The sequence below is a fragment of the Pseudomonas sp. KBW05 genome (assembly GCF_003852405.1).
In the GTDB taxonomy this organism is placed as follows: domain Bacteria; phylum Pseudomonadota; class Gammaproteobacteria; order Pseudomonadales; family Pseudomonadaceae; genus Aquipseudomonas.
Window position 1 is genome coordinate 205,410 of the sequence record NZ_QAJM01000019.1, and the last position, 15,407, is coordinate 220,816.

Sequence of the window (15,407 nt, forward strand, 5' to 3'; positions counted from 1 at the left end):
GCCGACTCTCCGTAATGGGCGTGCGGCCATGCTACTCCACAGCCTCTCAGTTTGGCTTTTCAAATGGCTTGTCGAAGGTGATTTTCGGGTCCTTCCAGGGCCCTTCCACTTTGTATTGCACGCTGGCAAACCGCGACACACGGTCACCGATCAGCTTGTCGATCAGGAACAACGCACCGCCAATGGCCGGCGCGCCCACGATCAGCGCGGCAATCGGCAAGTTGTTGGTGACCGGCAACGTCACCAGCAGCTTGGCGTCGACACGGTCAGCCACCAGGTCCAGGGTGCCGTTAAGTTCCAGGTTGGTCGATGGCCCGGTCATGGTGATCGGCTCACGGGTGACAAATACGCCGTTACTCGCGGCCAACAAGCCTTTGACCCGGTCGTAGCTCAAGCCCTTGCCGAGCAAGTCGGAAAAGTCCAGGCGCAGCCGGCGCCCGATGGAGTTGAAGTTGAGCAGGCCAAACACACGCAGCGCCTGCGCACCGCCTTCCACTTCAACAAACTGGCCGCTGCGGAATGTCGCATCCAGGCTGCCGGAGAAACGTTTAGGCCCCACATAAGCCGGCGAACCCGGCCAGCGGCCGTCCACGTCCAGATGGAAGTCCTTGCTCGTCACGGTCGGCGCATAACCCCAGCCTTTGAGCACATCGCCGATATTCTTGCCGTCCAGGCGCCCCTTGTACCAACTGCTGCTGGTCCCGGGTGCGCCTTCCCAGCCGCCGTCGCCCTTGAGCTGCATGCCCTTGAGGCCCAGGTCCAGGTTATTGAAGGTCAGGCCCTTGGTCGTCGGGCGGATCTTCAGCGACCAGGCGCCGATCAGGTCCGGGCCCTGGAACAGTTGATCAATGGCGATATCCAGCGCGGGAATGTCCTTGGGATCGATGTTGGCCAAGGGGTCCGGCGCGTTTTCGTCGGCCTGGACGCTCGGGTCCACCGCCGGCAACTTCACGTACTGCAGGTTGATCGCAATCGGCGCGGCCTTGGCGTCCGGCAGGTTGACGCTGCCCTTGGCCTGCTGGCTGTCGAGCTGCAAGGCCCAGGCGGCGGGCTTGCGGTCCAGCTGCAGTTTGACCTGGTCGAACTGGGTGCCGAAACCGGTCAGCTTGCCGACCTTGAAATCGGCGCCACTGAGCAACTGCTTGGCGCTACCGCCGGGGTCATTGCCGGCATAACGGTCTACGAGTTTTTTCCACGGATCGATGTCGAGTTCCGACAAGACCCCGCGAATACGCAAGCCTTTGACCGTAGGCAGCAGCGCATCGCCATCACCGAGGAACAACTCGCCACGGCCTTCGTTGAACTTGTCTGGCGGCGCGGCAAAGGTGAAATTCGCCAACTCGCCATAATCGAACCAGTAGCGCCGCTCGTTACCCTGCAGGGTCATGCGGAACACGCTGTCACGCCCCTGGCTGGCCGGCATGCCGAAAGGCGCCGGCAAATCCACCGCCACGCCCTTGAGGTTGGAGCTGACCATCAGTTGGCTGTCGGCCCCATCCAGGTTCAGTTGCAACTGGTAGGGAATGTCGCCGGACACTGGCAACGGCTGGCTGACTTTCAACCAGTCCATCAGCCGCTTGACCGTGACTTGGCCCTTGGCAGTCACGCGTGTGCTGATATTGCCCGCCTTGCCGTCGGCAAAGATCTGCGCGGTGATGGGCCGATCAAATGCCTGGGCCGTGATGTTCTGGCCGCTGAGGCCCTTGGCACTGTCGAAACGGAAATCGCCCTTGAGCTGGGTCAGGTCCAGTGTGGGCTCGGCCAGTTGCAGGCGTGCCTTGTCGGTCTTGAAGTCCACCACGATTTTCGGCTCGGTACCCTTGGCCAGCGGCACATCCAGGTCCAGGCTGCCTTGCAGGTCGCCCTCGCCCTTCCAGCCGGCAAAGGTTGCAGCCGTACCAATCGGCGCTTCCTGGAGGATCTTCAGGCCATCACCCAAGCCTCCGGCGAAACCACCGGTGAGCAATAGATGGCTGTCCTTGCCAGCGGGCGCATGGGGAATATTGACGTAGATATCCTTGACCTTGGTGTCGAGCAACTGCCCCTTGCTGGCGAGGATGCGCACGCCGCTTTCCTCGACAAACACCTCACCCTTGACCTTGCTCACATGGGGCCAGCCGGGCTGGAACGCCAGCTCGGCGTCATGCACCTTGAAGAACAGGCTGATATTGCGCGAGGCCGGCAGCGCGTCGTGGTTCAGCGAGCCTTGGTATTGGAAGAAACCCTCGTCAACCGCGCCCTTGAGAATCGCCGTACGCAGCCATTCATCCAGCGCCGGGCTCAACACCGCAGGCAGGTATTTGGGGGTGAAGCGCCCATCACCATCGACCATGCCGACCCGCAGGTCCATGTAGTCTTCCTGGCTGTGGTCGAAATGCAGGCGGATCAGGAAGTCGGCAGCGACCTTGCCTTCTTCGCCCAGCACCTTGATATACGGCGCGATCAGGGTGAAGCCTTCTTTATCCAGCTTCCACGTCAGGCGTGCGTTGGCCTGGATGTACTGCCAGGGCTTGGCGAAGATCGGATCTAGGTGCAGGGAGAAGTCCTTGCTGTCCATGCGCAATTCGCCATGGCCAAGGTCACCGCTGATGCTGCCGGAAATGTTACGGGCAGCCGGCGCACCGAAGTAGGCGTCAAAACCGACCCGCTCCAGGTTGGCGGCAAAACTGACTTTTTGATCCGTGGTGTCCTGGGGGCGGAAGTCCACCAGTACATTGCGCAGCAGACCCGTGGCTTTCAAGTGTTCGATGGTTTTGGCAAAACCCTCCGGCAACGGTGCCAGGGCATTCAACAGCGGTGTGATGGGAGTCAGGTCCAGGCGGTCAGCCTGGAGTTTCCAGGTTTCCTGCTCCTTGTCGGTAGCCAGGCTCTGCTGCAATTGCAGGCGTGATTCCCAGCGGGTCTCCCCGAGGTTCATCGCCAGCGAATCGAACACCACCTTGAGGCCCGTATCACTGCGTTGCAGGTAGGCGTTGAGCGCAAGGTTTTCAATGTGCACCGGCTTACGCTCGGCGTAGCTGCCCTTCACCTGTGGCGAGTTGAGGCGCACCACTGCGCTTTGCACGGCGCCCTTGGCCCAGGTCAGCCAGAATTCGCCGCCGGCCTTGAATTGGGTGAGTTTCCACTGCTGCGTCAGCCGGGCCGGAATCCACTTGGCCCAGTCGCTCTGTGGCAGGCTCAAGTAAGCCTGGACTTCACCGTCCTGCCATTGGCTCGCGCGAATCCGCGTGCGCAAGCTCAACGCCAGCGGCTGGCCGTCGGGCAGGGTCAGGCGTGCGTCGAGGCGCTGACGGGTAATGCCGGTGTGCAGGCTCAGGCCGACGTAGGTCAGGGTCAACGGCGGCTGGTCGAAGGGTTGCAGGGTGACCTGGCTGTCGAGCAACGACACGCGCTTGACCATCTGCATGCGCTGCAACAATTGCTGCGGGTCCAGCGGTTGCTCATCCTGCACCGGCAGGCCTTGCAGCGCCCAGTGGCCGTCCTTGTCTTCCTTGACGCTCAGTTGCAGGCCGCTGACTTCCAGGTGGGCAATACGCACCTCACGGGCCATCAGGCTGGCCCACACATCCGGCACCACTTCGACCTGGTCCAGGCGCAAGGCACTGCTGCCCTCGCCGACCATCACGTCGTGGGCCAACAGCACCGGGGCAAAGCCGCTCCAGCGGCCTTCAAGGCTGCCAATGTGCAGGGGCATATCCACCGCTGCCTGGGCCTTGGCTTCAACCTCGGCACGGTATTCGGCCACCAGCGGGGTCAATTCACGACCCAGGCTCACATACACCGCCGCCAGGACCAGCAGCAATGCACAGAGGCCCAGGCCCCAACGGGTCAAAGCGGCAAAAAAGCGTATCAGACGCTCCATGTCAGGCGACCCTCAAGGCAGTAAATAGAAAGCGAATGGGGATCAGAGCAGCACCACGTCGTATTGTTCCTGGGAATACATGGTTTCAACCTGGAAACGAATCGTGCGCCCGATAAACCCCTCCAATTCCGCGACGTTGCCGGACTCTTCATCCAGCAGCCGGTCGACCACTTTCTGGTTGGCAAGCACTCTATAACCTTCAGCCTGGTAGGCTCGCGCCTCTCGTAAGATTTCCCGGAAAATCTCGTAGCAAACCGTTTCCGGGGTCTTCAACTTACCGCGGCCCTGGCAACTGCTGCACGGCTCGCACAGCACTTGCTCAAGGCTTTCGCGGGTGCGCTTGCGGGTCATTTGCACCAGGCCCAGCTCGGTGATGCCGATGATATTGGTCTTGGCGTGATCGCGCTCCAGCTGCTTCTCCAGAGTGCGCAGCACCTGGCGCTGGTGCTCTTCATCTTCCATGTCGATGAAGTCGATGATGATAATGCCGCCCAGGTTGCGCAGGCGCAGCTGACGGGCAATCGCGGTGGCCGCTTCCAGGTTGGTCTTGAAGATGGTTTCTTCGAGATTGCGATGGCCCACGAACGCGCCAGTGTTGACGTCGATGGTGGTCATGGCTTCCGCCGGGTCGACCACCAGGTAGCCACCGGACTTGAGTGGCACCTTGCGCTCCAGGGCTTTCTGGATTTCATCTTCGACGCCATACAGGTCAAAGATCGGTCGCTCACCCGGGTAGTGTTCCAGGCGATCAGCAATTTCCGGCATCAGCTCGGCAACAAACTGCGTGGTGCGCTGGAAGGTTTCCCGCGAGTCGATGCGAATTTTCTCGATCTTCGGGCTGACCAGGTCACGCAGGGTGCGCAGGGCCAGACCGAGGTCTTCATAGATCACACTCGGCGCGCCAATGGTTTTGATCTGTGCGCCGATCTGGTCCCACAGGCGTCGCAGGTAACGAATGTCCATGAGGATTTCATCGCCACCGGCACCTTCGGCTGCCGTGCGCAGGATAAACCCGCCGGCTTCCTTGATGCCTTCGGCGGCCACGCAGTCGCTAACGACCTTTTTCAGGCGCTCACGCTCGGCTTCGTCTTCGATCTTCAGGGAAATACCGACATGGGCGGTACGCGGCATGTACACCAGGTAGCGCGATGGAATCGACAGTTGCGTGGTCAGGCGTGCGCCTTTGGAACCGATGGGGTCCTTGGTGACTTGCACCACCAGGCTCTGCCCTTCATGCACCAGGGCGCTGATGCTCTCTACTGCCGGGCCTTCGCGCAGGGAAATTTCCGATGCGTGGATAAACGCGGCGCGATCCAGGCCGATATCGACGAACGCCGCCTGCATCCCCGGCAGCACGCGGACGACCTTGCCTTTGTAGATATTGCCGACAATCCCGCGCTTCTGGGTGCGCTCGACGTGCACTTCTTGCAGAACACCGTTCTCTACCACCGCCACGCGCGATTCCATCGGCGTGATATTGATCAGAATCTCTTCACTCATGGCTGGGTCTCGTTCAGGCGTTTTCACAATAGTGACCGATCGCTTATGGCTGGGCGCTGGAGTAAGGCGTTCAGCGCGCGGTAAGGTTTTGCCAACAGGGTATGCCGAATTGGTCGAGCAGTTGCGCGGTTTCGCACACTGGCAGGCCTACCACGGCGGAATAACTGCCATTGAGCCCGGCGACAAACACCGATCCAAGCCCTTGAATAGCATAGCCGCCCGCCTTGTCCTGGGGTTCGCCACTGTGCCAGTAGGTTGTAGCTTCCTCGACAGTAATAGCGCGAAAACGTACACGACTGCTTACACAAACGGTTTCGCAACGCGAGCCGTCGGTGAGCGCAATGGCAGTGAGGACTTCATGTTCACGCCCCGCCAGGGCCATCAACATCGCCAGGGCGTCCGCCTGATCCACCGGTTTGCCGAGGATCTTGCCGTCCACGATCACCGCCGTGTCAGCGCCCAGCACACAGGCACCGGAGGTGTTTTCGAGCACAGCAAAACCCGCCGCTGCCTTGCCGCGCGCAAGACGCTCGACGTAGGAAACGGCAGATTCATTTGTAAGAGGGGTTTCATCAATCGCGGCGCTGACCACGGTGAAAGGCACACCGATCTGGGTCAGCAGTTCACGCCGCCTCGGAGAGCCCGAGGCCAGATAAAGCGAATTCATGCAGACTCTCCCTGTAGGGCGCGATAACCAGGCAGAGCCTCGCAATCCATTCAATTGATCTTATAGCGACGACGTAACCCACGCAGGCCAAAACTGATCCAAGGCCACAGCAACGCACTCACCAACGCCGGCAACACCAACGCCAGGGTTGGCTGGCGATTGCCGGTCAAGGCGCTGAGCCACAGTTGAACAAGCTGCGCCAGGCCGAAGATAACCAGGATCACCAGGCACTGCTGCCACATCGGAAACATCCGCAAACGCTGCTGCAACGACAACACCAGGAACGTGATCAGCGTAAGGATCAACGCGTTCTGGCCCAGCAAGGTGCCATACAGCACATCTTCCGCCAAGCCCAGAAACAGTGCGGTGACCATGCCGATTTTATGTGGCAGGTTCAGCGCCCAGAAGGCCAGCAGCAATGCCAGCCACAGCGGACGCAGGATTTCCATGAATTGCGGCAAGGGTGAAACGCTGAGCAGCAAGCCGACCGCAAAGGTCAGCCAGACGATCCAGCCATTGCGCGAATGAGTACCGGCCATTATTCCTCCCTCTGCCGCGTGGTTGCCGGGGCCGTTGCCGCTGGACGGGCAGCTGGGGCAGCAGCAGGCGGTTTAGTCGCCGGCGTTGCAGTGGTGGGCGTCGAAGCCGGTGGCTTGGTGGCCGCAGGCTTGACCGGCTGCGCGTTGTGCGCGGCAGGCTTGACGGGGGTTGCAACAGGCGCGGCCGCAGCGGGAGCAGGTGTGGCCGGGGTGGCAACGGCAGGCTTGGGCACGGTTGCTGGGACAATCGGCGTGATGCCGTTCTGCTTGTCTTCTGCTTCCTGGGCCTGGGCGGCCTCATTGGCGCGCTCTTCCGGCGTGCGGTTGTCGCTGAACACCAGCAGCAGGTAGCGGCTGCGGTTCAGGGCGGCCGTCGGCACGGCGCGGACGATGGCAAACGGCTGGCCTGAATCGTGGATCACTTCCTTGACCGTCGCCACCGGATAACCCGCCGGGAACCGCTGACCCAGGCCGGAGCTGACCAACAGGTCGCCTTCCTTGATATCGGCGGTGTCGGCCACGTGGCGCAATTCCAGGCGCTCAGGGTTGCCGGTGCCGCTGGCAATCGCACGCAAGCCGTTGCGGTTGACCTGCACCGGAATGCTGTGGGTGGTGTCCGTCAGCAGCAGTACGCGTGAGGTGTAGGGCATCAACTCGACCACCTGGCCCATCAGGCCACGGGCGTCGAGCACCGGCTGGCCAAGGACCACACCGTCGCGCTCACCTTTGTTGATGATGATGCGATGGGTGAAGGGGTTGGGGTCCATGCCGATCAACTCGGCGACTTCGACCTTCTCATTGACCAGCGCAGAAGAGTTGAGCAGCTCGCGCAGCCGAACGTTCTGCTCGGTGAGGGCCGCGAGCTTTTGCATGCGCCCCTGCAACAGCAGGTTTTCAGTCTTGAGTTTTTCGTTCTCGGCGACCAGTTCGGTGCGGCTGCCAAATTGGCTGGCCACGCCCTGGTAGAGACGTTGCGGCAGGTCGGTGATCCAGTAGGTCTGCATCAACACCAGCGACATCTGGCTGCGCACGGGCTTGAGCAATGCAAAACGGGCATCGACCACCATCAGCGCGACCGAAAGCACGACCAGCACCAGCAGGCGCACGCCCAATGAGGGGCCTTTGGCAAAAAGCGGTTTAATAAGCCGCTCCTCCCAGGCAAATGTTTTCTTTATTCATACGGCTTCTAACCGGCCTGGATGCAGATTGAAGAAGATAAACGCCAACAGGCAGCACTGCAAAGTGCTGCCTGTTGGCCAAGCCTGTACCGCTCAACGCAGCTTATTCGCTGGAGAGCAGGTCCATGGTGTGTTTATCCATCATTTCCAGTGCACGACCACCGCCACGGGCAACGCAGGTCAGCGGGTCTTCGGCGACGATCACCGGCAGGCCAGTCTCTTGGGCCAGCAGCTTGTCGAGGTCGCGCAGCAAGGCGCCACCACCGGTCAGCACCAGGCCACGCTCGGCGATGTCGGAAGCCAGTTCCGGCGGCGATTGCTCCAGGGCGCTTTTCACAGCCTGAACGATGGTTGCCAGGGACTCTTGCAGAGCTTCCAGCACTTCATTGGAGTTCAGGGTGAAGGCACGCGGAACGCCTTCGGCCAGGTTGCGACCGCGAACATCGACTTCGCGCACTTCGCCGCCCGGGTAAGCGGTACCGATTTCCTGCTTGATGCGCTCTGCGGTGGATTCACCGATCAGGCTGCCGTAGTTGCGACGCACATAAGTGATGATCGCTTCGTCGAAACGGTCGCCGCCAACACGTACGGATTCGGCATACACCACACCGTTCAGGGAGATCAGGGCGATTTCAGTGGTACCACCACCGATATCCACCACCATCGAACCGCGGGCTTCTTCAACCGGCAGGCCGGCACCGATCGCAGCAGCCATTGGCTCTTCGATCAGGAACACTTCACGGGCACCGGCGCCAAGGGCCGATTCACGGATGGCACGACGCTCCACCTGGGTGGATTTGCACGGAACGCAGATCAGCACACGAGGGCTGGGCTGCAGGAAACTGTTTTCGTGAACCTTGTTGATGAAGTACTGCAGCATCTTCTCGCAGACACTGAAGTCGGCGATCACGCCGTCTTTCATCGGACGAATGGCAGCAATATTGCCTGGTGTACGGCCGAGCATGCGCTTGGCCTCGGTGCCGACGGCAACGACACTTTTCTGATTACCATGGGTCCGAATGGCCACAACCGATGGCTCATTCAGGACGATACCGCGCTCGCGCACGTAAATAAGGGTGTTGGCAGTGCCCAGGTCAATGGAAAGATCGCTGGAAAACATGCCACGCAGTTTCTTGAACATGGGGAAAGGACCCTAGGCAACGCGTGGGTAAAAAAGTGCGGCAAACTCTAACAACGACAGGGATTTTGGGCAAGGCGCCAATGTGCTAAATTGGCCGACTTTCTACGCACCAACCCCCACAATCGCGGCCATATGACCGTAGAAATGCGGTAGTGTTCCGACAATCTAACACACGGACGCCCTCCGTTCTGTTTTCCACTGGAGAATCCCATGGCGCTTGACCGCTCCGACGTGGAAAAAATCGCTCACCTCGCCCACCTGGGCCTGGCTGAAGCCGATCTTCCACCGATTACCGCAGCCCTGAACAGCATTCTCGGGCTGGTTGACCAAATGCAGGCCGTGAATACCGACGGCATCGAGCCCCTGGCGCACCCGCTGGAAGCCAGCCAGCGCCTGCGCGCAGACGTTGTAACCGAAAGTAATAATCGCGAGGCCTACCAGTCCATCGCGCCAGCGGTCGAAAACGGCCTGTACCTGGTTCCGAAAGTCATCGACTAAAGGGAAAGAGCCTTTCATGCATCACATGACTCTGGCCGAGATCGCCCGCGGTCTCGCCGACAAAAAGTTTTCTTCCGAAGAGCTGACCAAGACCCTGCTGGCGCGTATCGCCGAGCACGATCCCAAGGTCAACAGCTTCATCAGCCTCACCGAAGAACTGGCCCTGAGCCAGGCCAAGGCCGCCGACGTACGTCGCGCCAACGGTGAAAACGGTGCGTTGCTGGGTGCTCCCATCGCCCACAAGGACTTGTTCTGCACCCAGGGCATCCGCACCAGCTGCGGCTCGAAGATGCTCGACAACTTCAAGGCGCCCTACGACGCCACCGTGGTGTCCAAGCTGGCTGCCGCCGGGGCCGTGACCTTGGGCAAGACCAACATGGACGAATTCGCCATGGGTTCGGCCAACGAATCGAGCTACTACGGCGCGGTGAAAAACCCGTGGAACCTGGAGCACGTGCCCGGCGGTTCGTCCGGCGGCTCGGCGGCAGCCGTGGCGGCGCGCTTCCTGCCGGCGGCCACTGCCACCGACACCGGCGGTTCGATCCGCCAGCCAGCGGCGTTCACCAACCTCACCGGCCTGAAGCCGACCTACGGTCGCGTGTCCCGTTGGGGCATGATCGCCTACGCCTCCAGCCTCGATCAGGGCGGCCCTCTGGCACGCACTGCGGAAGACTGCGCAATTTTGTTACAAGGCATGGCAGGGTTCGATAAACAGGACTCCACCAGCATCGATGAGCCAGTGCCGGACTACAGCGCCAGCCTGAACACCTCGATCAAGGGCCTGCGCATCGGCGTGCCGAAGGAATACTTCAGCGCCGGTCTCGACCCACGCATCGCAGAGCTGGTGCACAACAGCGTCAAGGAGCTGGAAAAGCTCGGCGCCGTGATCAAGGAAATCAGCCTGCCGAACAACGGGCACGCGATTCCTGCGTACTACGTGATCGCGCCAGCAGAGGCCTCGTCCAACCTGTCGCGTTTCGACGGCGTGCGTTTCGGCTACCGCTGCGAAAACCCGAAAGACCTCACCGACCTGTACAAACGCTCCCGTGGCGAAGGCTTCGGTGCCGAAGTACAACGCCGAATCATGGTCGGTGCCTACGCCCTGTCGGCCGGCTACTACGACGCGTACTACCTCAAGGCGCAAAAAATCCGTCGCCTGGTGAAGAACGACTTCATGGCGGCCTTTGAAGAAGTCGACGTGATCCTCGGCCCAACCACGCCAAACCCGGCCTGGAAGCTTGGCGCCAAGAATGGCGACCCGGTAGCTGCGTACCTCGAAGACCTGTACACCATCACCGCCAACCTCGCGGGCCTGCCGGGCTTGTCCATGCCTGCCGGTTTCGTCGATGGCCTGCCGGTCGGCGTGCAATTGCTCGCCCCGTATTTCCAGGAAGGCCGCCTGCTCAATGTGGCGCACCAGTACCAGTTGAATACCGACTGGCACACCCGCACCCCTACCGGCTTCTGAGGAGAACACTATGCAATGGGAAGTCGTGATCGGGCTGGAGATTCATACCCAGCTCGCCACCCAATCGAAGATTTTCTCCGGTAGCGCCACCACGTTCGGCTCCGAGCCCAACACCCAGGCCAGCCTGGTCGACCTGGGCATGCCCGGCGTGCTGCCGGTGCTGAACCAGGAAGCGGTGCGCATGGCGGTGATGTTCGGCTTGGCGATTGACGCCGAGATCGGCCAGCACAACGTGTTCGCGCGCAAGAACTACTTCTACCCGGACCTGCCCAAGGGCTACCAGATCAGCCAGATGGAATTGCCGATCGTCGGCAAGGGCCACCTGGACATCCCCCTGGAAGACGGCACCATCAAGCGCGTCGGCGTAACTCGTGCGCACCTGGAAGAAGATGCCGGCAAGAGCCTGCATGAAGAATTCCCGGGCGCCACCGGTATCGACCTGAACCGTGCCGGCACGCCGCTGCTGGAGATCGTCTCCGAGCCGGACATGCGCAGCGCCAAAGAGGCCGTGGCCTACGTCAAGACTATCCACGCGCTGGTGCGCTACCTGGGCATCTGCGACGGCAACATGGCTGAAGGCTCGCTGCGTTGCGACTGCAACGTGTCGATCCGTCCAAAGGGCCAGGCCGAGTACGGCACCCGCTGCGAGATCAAGAACGTCAACTCGTTCCGCTTCATCGAGAAGGCGATCAACAGCGAAGTGCGTCGCCAGATCGAGCTGATCGAAGACGGCGGCAAGGTCATCCAGCAGACCCGCCTGTACGACCCGAACAAAGACGAAACCCGCGCCATGCGCAGCAAGGAGGAAGCCAACGATTACCGTTACTTCCCCGACCCGGACCTGTTGCCGGTGGTCATCGAGGACTCGTTCCTCAATGACGTGCGCGCCACCCTGCCGGAATTGCCGCAGCAGAAACGCGAGCGCTTCCAGGAGCAGTTCGGCCTGTCGGTCTACGATGCCAGCGTCCTGGCTTCCAGCCGTGAACAAGCCAACTACTTCGAAAAAGTCGTGAGCATTGCCGGTGACGCCAAGCTGGCGGCCAACTGGGTGATGGTTGAGCTGGGCAGCCTGTTGAACAAACAGGGCCTGGAAATCGACGAAGCCCCGGTCACTGCCGAGCAGTTGGGCGGCATGCTGCTGCGCATCAAGGACAACACCATCTCCGGCAAGATCGCCAAGACCGTGTTCGAAGCCATGGCGGCAGGCGAAGGCAACGCTGACGAAATCATCGACAAGCGCGGCCTCAAGCAAGTCACCGACAGCGGCGCGATTTCCGCCGTGCTGGATGAAATGCTCGCGGCCAACGCCGAGCAGGTCGAGCAATACCGCGCGGCAGACGAAGCCAAGCGCGGCAAGATGTTCGGCTTCTTTGTGGGCCAGGCGATGAAAGCCTCCAAAGGCAAGGCCAACCCGCAACAGGTGAACGAATTGCTGAAAAGCAAGCTCGAAGGCTGACAGCGATGAATGGTCCGGGTGGATTCTCACATCCAACCCGGATCCCTTGTGGGAGCGGGCTTGCTCGCGAATGCGGTGGATCAGTAAATGAATGCTGAGCTGACACACCGCATTCGCGAGCAAGCCCGCTCCCACATTTGAAAGGGGGATAACCTGGAAATGAAGCGTCTATTAGGCCTCCTGGCCTTGTTCTCCCTGTTGACCGGCTGCGCCAGCGGCCTCGTCAACCCCAACGGCTACGACGAAACCGGCACCGCCTCCTATTACGGCGCCAAACACCACGGCAAAAAAACCGCCAGCGGTGAACCCTTCAACCAGAACGCCCTGACCGCCGCCCACCGGCAATTGCCGTTCGGCACCCAGGTCAAGGTGACCAACCTCGCCAACGACAGATCCGTGGTGGTGCGTATCAATGATCGCGGCCCGCATACCCGTGGGCGCTTGATCGATCTTTCACGCAAGGCTGCCGAGCAGCTGGGTATGCTCAACAGCGGCACCGCGCGGGTGCGCGTGCAAGCCCTGAGCAACTAACACGGAGCCCTGGCCATTTTCGGATTAACTGCCCTCTCGCCCTGGAGCCTGCTGGAACTGGTCAGCGGCTTGCTGTTGCTGATCACCGGCGCGGAAATCCTGGTGCGTGCCGCGGTGCGCCTGGCCGCCAGCCTCAAGGTGCGGCCGCTGATCATCGGCTTGACCATCGTCGCCTTCGGCAGCAGCGCGCCGCAGATGACCGTCAGCCTGCAAGCCACCCTGGCCGGCAACACCGATATCGCCGTGGGCAGTGTGATCGGCAGCAGCATCTTCAACATCCTGGTGACCTTGGGCCTGTCGGCGCTGATCATTCCGCTGCGGGTCTCGCGCCAGCTGGTGCGCCTGGATATCCCGGTGATGATCATCGCAGGCCTGCTGGTGTTTACCCTCGCCGCCAATGAAGCGCTCACACCTGCCGACGGCTTGCTGCTGTTGGTGGCCCTGCTCGCCTACCTCGGCGTGTTGCACTACCAGACCCGCCACTCCCGCCGCCCGCGCACCCTGGACACGGTGGCCAAGGCGCCCTGGCTGAGCAGTGTGCTGCTGTTGCTCGGCGGGTTCCTGGTGCTGGTGCTGGCTGGGCACTTGCTGCTGGGCGCAGCGGTGGATGTGGCCGGCGACCTGGGGCTGTCGGAACGCGTGATCGGCCTGACGCTGATCGGCGTCGGCACCTCCCTGCCGTGCCTGGCCACCTCGCTGATCGCCGCCCTGCGCGGCGAGCGGGACATTGCCGTGGGCAACGTGATCGGCAGCAACCTGTTCAACCTGCTCGGCGTGCTGGGGTTTACCGCGCTGGTGGCGCCGACGCCGCTGTCGGTCTCGCCCAATGCCCTGGACTTCGACCTGCCAGTGATGCTCGCCGCCTTGACGTTGTGCCTGCCGGTGTTCTACACCGGCTACCGCGTGACCCGCGCCGAAGGCCTGGTGCTGCTGGGGCTGTACCTGGCGTACGGGCTGCATGTGATGTCGTTCACCACCGGCATGCCCCTGGCCACCAAGCTTGAACACCTGATGCTCTATTACGTCCTGCCAGTGCTGGTGGCTTTCCTGTTGTTCAGCACGCTGCGAGCCTGGCGCCGCCAACACAAGAGGGAATCGCAATGACCGATCAGAAAAAGTCCGGGGTTGAGATGCGTCGCCAGGTCATGGGCGATGTGTTCGTTGACCGCGCCCTGGGCAATGCCACTGAGTTCACCCAGCCGTTGCAGGATTTCGTCAACGAGCACGCCTGGGGCGGTGTGTGGAATCGCGAGGGTTTGCCGCTGAAAACCCGCAGCCTGATCACCCTCGCCGCCCTGACCGCGCTCAAGTGCCCGCAGGAACTCAAGGGCCACGTGCGCGGCGCGTTGAACAATGGTTGTACCGTGGAGGAGATTCGCGAGGCGCTGCTGCATTGCGCGGTATATGCGGGTGTGCCGGCGGCGATTGATGCGTTTCGGGCGGCGCAGGAAGTGATCGAGGCGTATCAGGCTGATCAACAGTGACTGCTAGATAGCTATCGCAGCGATGCGGCGACCCGACAAGCCAGCTCCCACAGTTGACCGCATTCTCATGTTGGAACTCGGTCAACTGTGGGAGCTGGCTTGCCTGCGATTGGCCCTCACAGACACGCAAAAACTCAGATCCAGCCACCCGCCTGCAACACAAAAATCCCGATATTCGTCGTCACCGCCGCCATCAGCGTAGTAATCACGATAATCGCCGCCGCCAGCTCATGATTGCCCTCTGCCGCCCTGGCCATCACAAAACTGGCCGCCGCCGTCGGTGCACCGAAGTACAAGAACAGAATCCCCAACTCCGGCCCCCGGAACCCCAGCAGCCAGGCGCCCAACGTGGCCACCAGGGGCAAACCGATCATCTTCACCAGGCTCGCGCTCAAGGCCATGCCGCCGCTTTTGCGCAGCGCCGCCAGCGACAAGGTGCCGCCAATGCAGATCAGCGCCAGCGGCAGGGTCATGTCCGCCAGGTAGCGGCCCGACGACTCCAGCCAACCCGGCAAGCCGATCTGGAACACCGCGAACGGCGTGGCGACGATCACGCTGATGATCAACGGGTTGGCCACCACGCTTTTGAGGATGCTCCACGGGTCGGACTTGATCACCGGGCTGTACACCGCCAGCACAATGGTCGACAGGGTGTTGTAGAACAGGATCACCAGCGCGGCGAGGATCGCGCCGAGGGAGATGCCGTAATCGCCGTACATGCTGGCCGCCAGCGCCAGGCCGATCACGCCGTTATTACCGCGAAACGCGCCTTGGGTGTAGATACCACGGTCTTCACGCGGGCAACGCCAGATCGCCCAGCCCCAGGCCAGGGCAAAACTGAGCAAGGTGGCGACAGCGAAGTAGATCAGCAAGCCCGGCTTGAGCGCCGAGTGCAGGTCGGCATGCAGGATGCCCAGGAACAGCAGCGCCGGCATGGTGACGTTGAACACCAGGGACGACGCCGTGTGGATAAAGTTGTCGTTGATCCAGTCGATGCGCTTGAGCAGCACACCCAAAAACAGCATGGCAAACACCGGCGCGGTGATGGACAGGGTAGTGAGGAAAATTGCCAGCATGCCGGGG

General features: G+C 61.5%; 13 protein-coding genes. 6 read left to right on the plus strand and 7 right to left on the minus strand.

All coding sequences use genetic code 11. The features are described 5' to 3' along the window. Positions 1-46: 46 nt before the first annotated feature. From DBR46_RS19410 to mreB, 6 genes are all read right to left on the minus strand, one after another. Positions 47-3,862 carry a YhdP family protein gene (locus DBR46_RS19410; protein WP_124527474.1) on the minus strand — a complete coding sequence of 1,272 codons (3,816 nt, stop codon included), beginning with the start codon at positions 3,860-3,862 and terminating at the stop codon, positions 47-49. Positions 3,863-3,904: 42 nt separating this feature from the next. Next, positions 3,905-5,362, minus strand: a complete 1,458-nt coding sequence (rng, locus tag DBR46_RS19415) for a ribonuclease G (protein WP_078740732.1) — start codon at positions 5,360-5,362, stop codon at positions 3,905-3,907. A 70-nt stretch (positions 5,363-5,432) separates the two neighbouring features. Next, positions 5,433-6,029 (minus strand): nucleoside triphosphate pyrophosphatase, encoded by a 597-nt coding sequence (locus DBR46_RS19420; RefSeq protein ID WP_124527475.1) that lies wholly within the window; start codon positions 6,027-6,029, stop codon positions 5,433-5,435. A 50-nt stretch (positions 6,030-6,079) separates the two neighbouring features. Continuing rightward, a complete protein-coding gene (gene mreD / locus DBR46_RS19425; protein WP_017738772.1) occupies positions 6,080-6,568 on the minus strand; it encodes a rod shape-determining protein MreD in 489 nt (162 codons plus the stop codon). Then, the gene (mreC, locus tag DBR46_RS19430) at positions 6,568-7,710 is read right to left on the minus strand and encodes a rod shape-determining protein MreC (RefSeq protein WP_124527476.1); all 1,143 of its coding nucleotides are present in this window, start codon (positions 7,708-7,710) and stop codon (positions 6,568-6,570) included. Before mreC ends, mreD begins: the two co-directional genes overlap by 1 nt. A gap of 139 nt (positions 7,711-7,849) precedes the next feature. Next, a complete protein-coding gene (gene mreB / locus DBR46_RS19435) occupies positions 7,850-8,887 on the minus strand; it encodes a rod shape-determining protein MreB (RefSeq protein WP_002555108.1) in 1,038 nt (345 codons plus the stop codon). A gap of 210 nt (positions 8,888-9,097) precedes the next feature. Between mreB and gatC the strand changes: the two genes are divergently transcribed. The 6 genes from gatC (at position 9,098) to DBR46_RS19465 (ending at position 14,324) form a co-directional block, all read left to right on the plus strand. Next, positions 9,098-9,385, plus strand: a complete 288-nt coding sequence (gene gatC / locus DBR46_RS19440) for an Asp-tRNA(Asn)/Glu-tRNA(Gln) amidotransferase subunit GatC (RefSeq protein ID WP_017738774.1) — start codon at positions 9,098-9,100, stop codon at positions 9,383-9,385. Positions 9,386-9,401: 16 nt separating this feature from the next. Continuing rightward, positions 9,402-10,853, plus strand: a complete 1,452-nt coding sequence (gene gatA / locus DBR46_RS19445) for an Asp-tRNA(Asn)/Glu-tRNA(Gln) amidotransferase subunit GatA (protein WP_124527477.1) — start codon at positions 9,402-9,404, stop codon at positions 10,851-10,853. Positions 10,854-10,863: 10 nt separating this feature from the next. Beyond that, the gene (gene gatB / locus DBR46_RS19450; RefSeq protein WP_017738776.1) at positions 10,864-12,309 is read left to right on the plus strand and encodes an Asp-tRNA(Asn)/Glu-tRNA(Gln) amidotransferase subunit GatB; all 1,446 of its coding nucleotides are present in this window, start codon (positions 10,864-10,866) and stop codon (positions 12,307-12,309) included. A gap of 159 nt (positions 12,310-12,468) precedes the next feature. Beyond that, on the plus strand, positions 12,469-12,840 hold the full coding sequence (locus DBR46_RS19455) for a septal ring lytic transglycosylase RlpA family protein (RefSeq protein ID WP_124527478.1): 372 nt from the start codon (positions 12,469-12,471) through the stop codon (positions 12,838-12,840). Between the two features lie 57 nt (positions 12,841-12,897). Continuing rightward, positions 12,898-13,944 (plus strand): calcium/sodium antiporter, encoded by a 1,047-nt coding sequence (locus DBR46_RS19460; protein ID WP_124527479.1) that lies wholly within the window; start codon positions 12,898-12,900, stop codon positions 13,942-13,944. Next, a complete protein-coding gene (locus tag DBR46_RS19465; RefSeq protein ID WP_124527480.1) occupies positions 13,941-14,324 on the plus strand; it encodes a carboxymuconolactone decarboxylase family protein in 384 nt (127 codons plus the stop codon). Before DBR46_RS19460 ends, DBR46_RS19465 begins: the two co-directional genes overlap by 4 nt. Before the next feature lie 134 nt (positions 14,325-14,458). Here DBR46_RS19465 and DBR46_RS19470 read toward each other — a convergent pair whose 3' ends face one another. After that, positions 14,459-15,400, minus strand: a complete 942-nt coding sequence (locus DBR46_RS19470; protein ID WP_124527481.1) for an AEC family transporter — start codon at positions 15,398-15,400, stop codon at positions 14,459-14,461. Between the last annotated feature and the right edge of the window lie 7 nt (positions 15,401-15,407).

Excerpts from the sequence above, each read along its gene's own strand:
- DBR46_RS19410 (WP_124527474.1), bottom strand. The coding sequence starts at position 3,862 with ATGGAGCGTCTGATACGCTTTTTTGCCGCTTTGACCCGTTGGGGCCTG.
- rng (WP_078740732.1), bottom strand. The coding sequence starts at position 5,362 with ATGAGTGAAGAGATTCTGATCAATATCACGCCGATGGAATCGCGCGTG.
- DBR46_RS19420 (WP_124527475.1), bottom strand. The coding sequence starts at position 6,029 with ATGAATTCGCTTTATCTGGCCTCGGGCTCTCCGAGGCGGCGTGAACTG.
- mreD (WP_017738772.1), bottom strand. The coding sequence starts at position 6,568 with ATGGCCGGTACTCATTCGCGCAATGGCTGGATCGTCTGGCTGACCTTT.
- mreB (WP_002555108.1), bottom strand. The coding sequence starts at position 8,887 with ATGTTCAAGAAACTGCGTGGCATGTTTTCCAGCGATCTTTCCATTGAC.
- gatC (WP_017738774.1), top strand. The coding sequence starts at position 9,098 with ATGGCGCTTGACCGCTCCGACGTGGAAAAAATCGCTCACCTCGCCCAC.
- gatA (WP_124527477.1), top strand. The coding sequence starts at position 9,402 with ATGCATCACATGACTCTGGCCGAGATCGCCCGCGGTCTCGCCGACAAA.
- gatB (WP_017738776.1), top strand. The coding sequence starts at position 10,864 with ATGCAATGGGAAGTCGTGATCGGGCTGGAGATTCATACCCAGCTCGCC.
- DBR46_RS19455 (WP_124527478.1), top strand. The coding sequence starts at position 12,469 with ATGAAGCGTCTATTAGGCCTCCTGGCCTTGTTCTCCCTGTTGACCGGC.
- DBR46_RS19465 (WP_124527480.1), top strand. The coding sequence starts at position 13,941 with ATGACCGATCAGAAAAAGTCCGGGGTTGAGATGCGTCGCCAGGTCATG.
- DBR46_RS19470 (WP_124527481.1), bottom strand. The coding sequence starts at position 15,400 with ATGCTGGCAATTTTCCTCACTACCCTGTCCATCACCGCGCCGGTGTTT.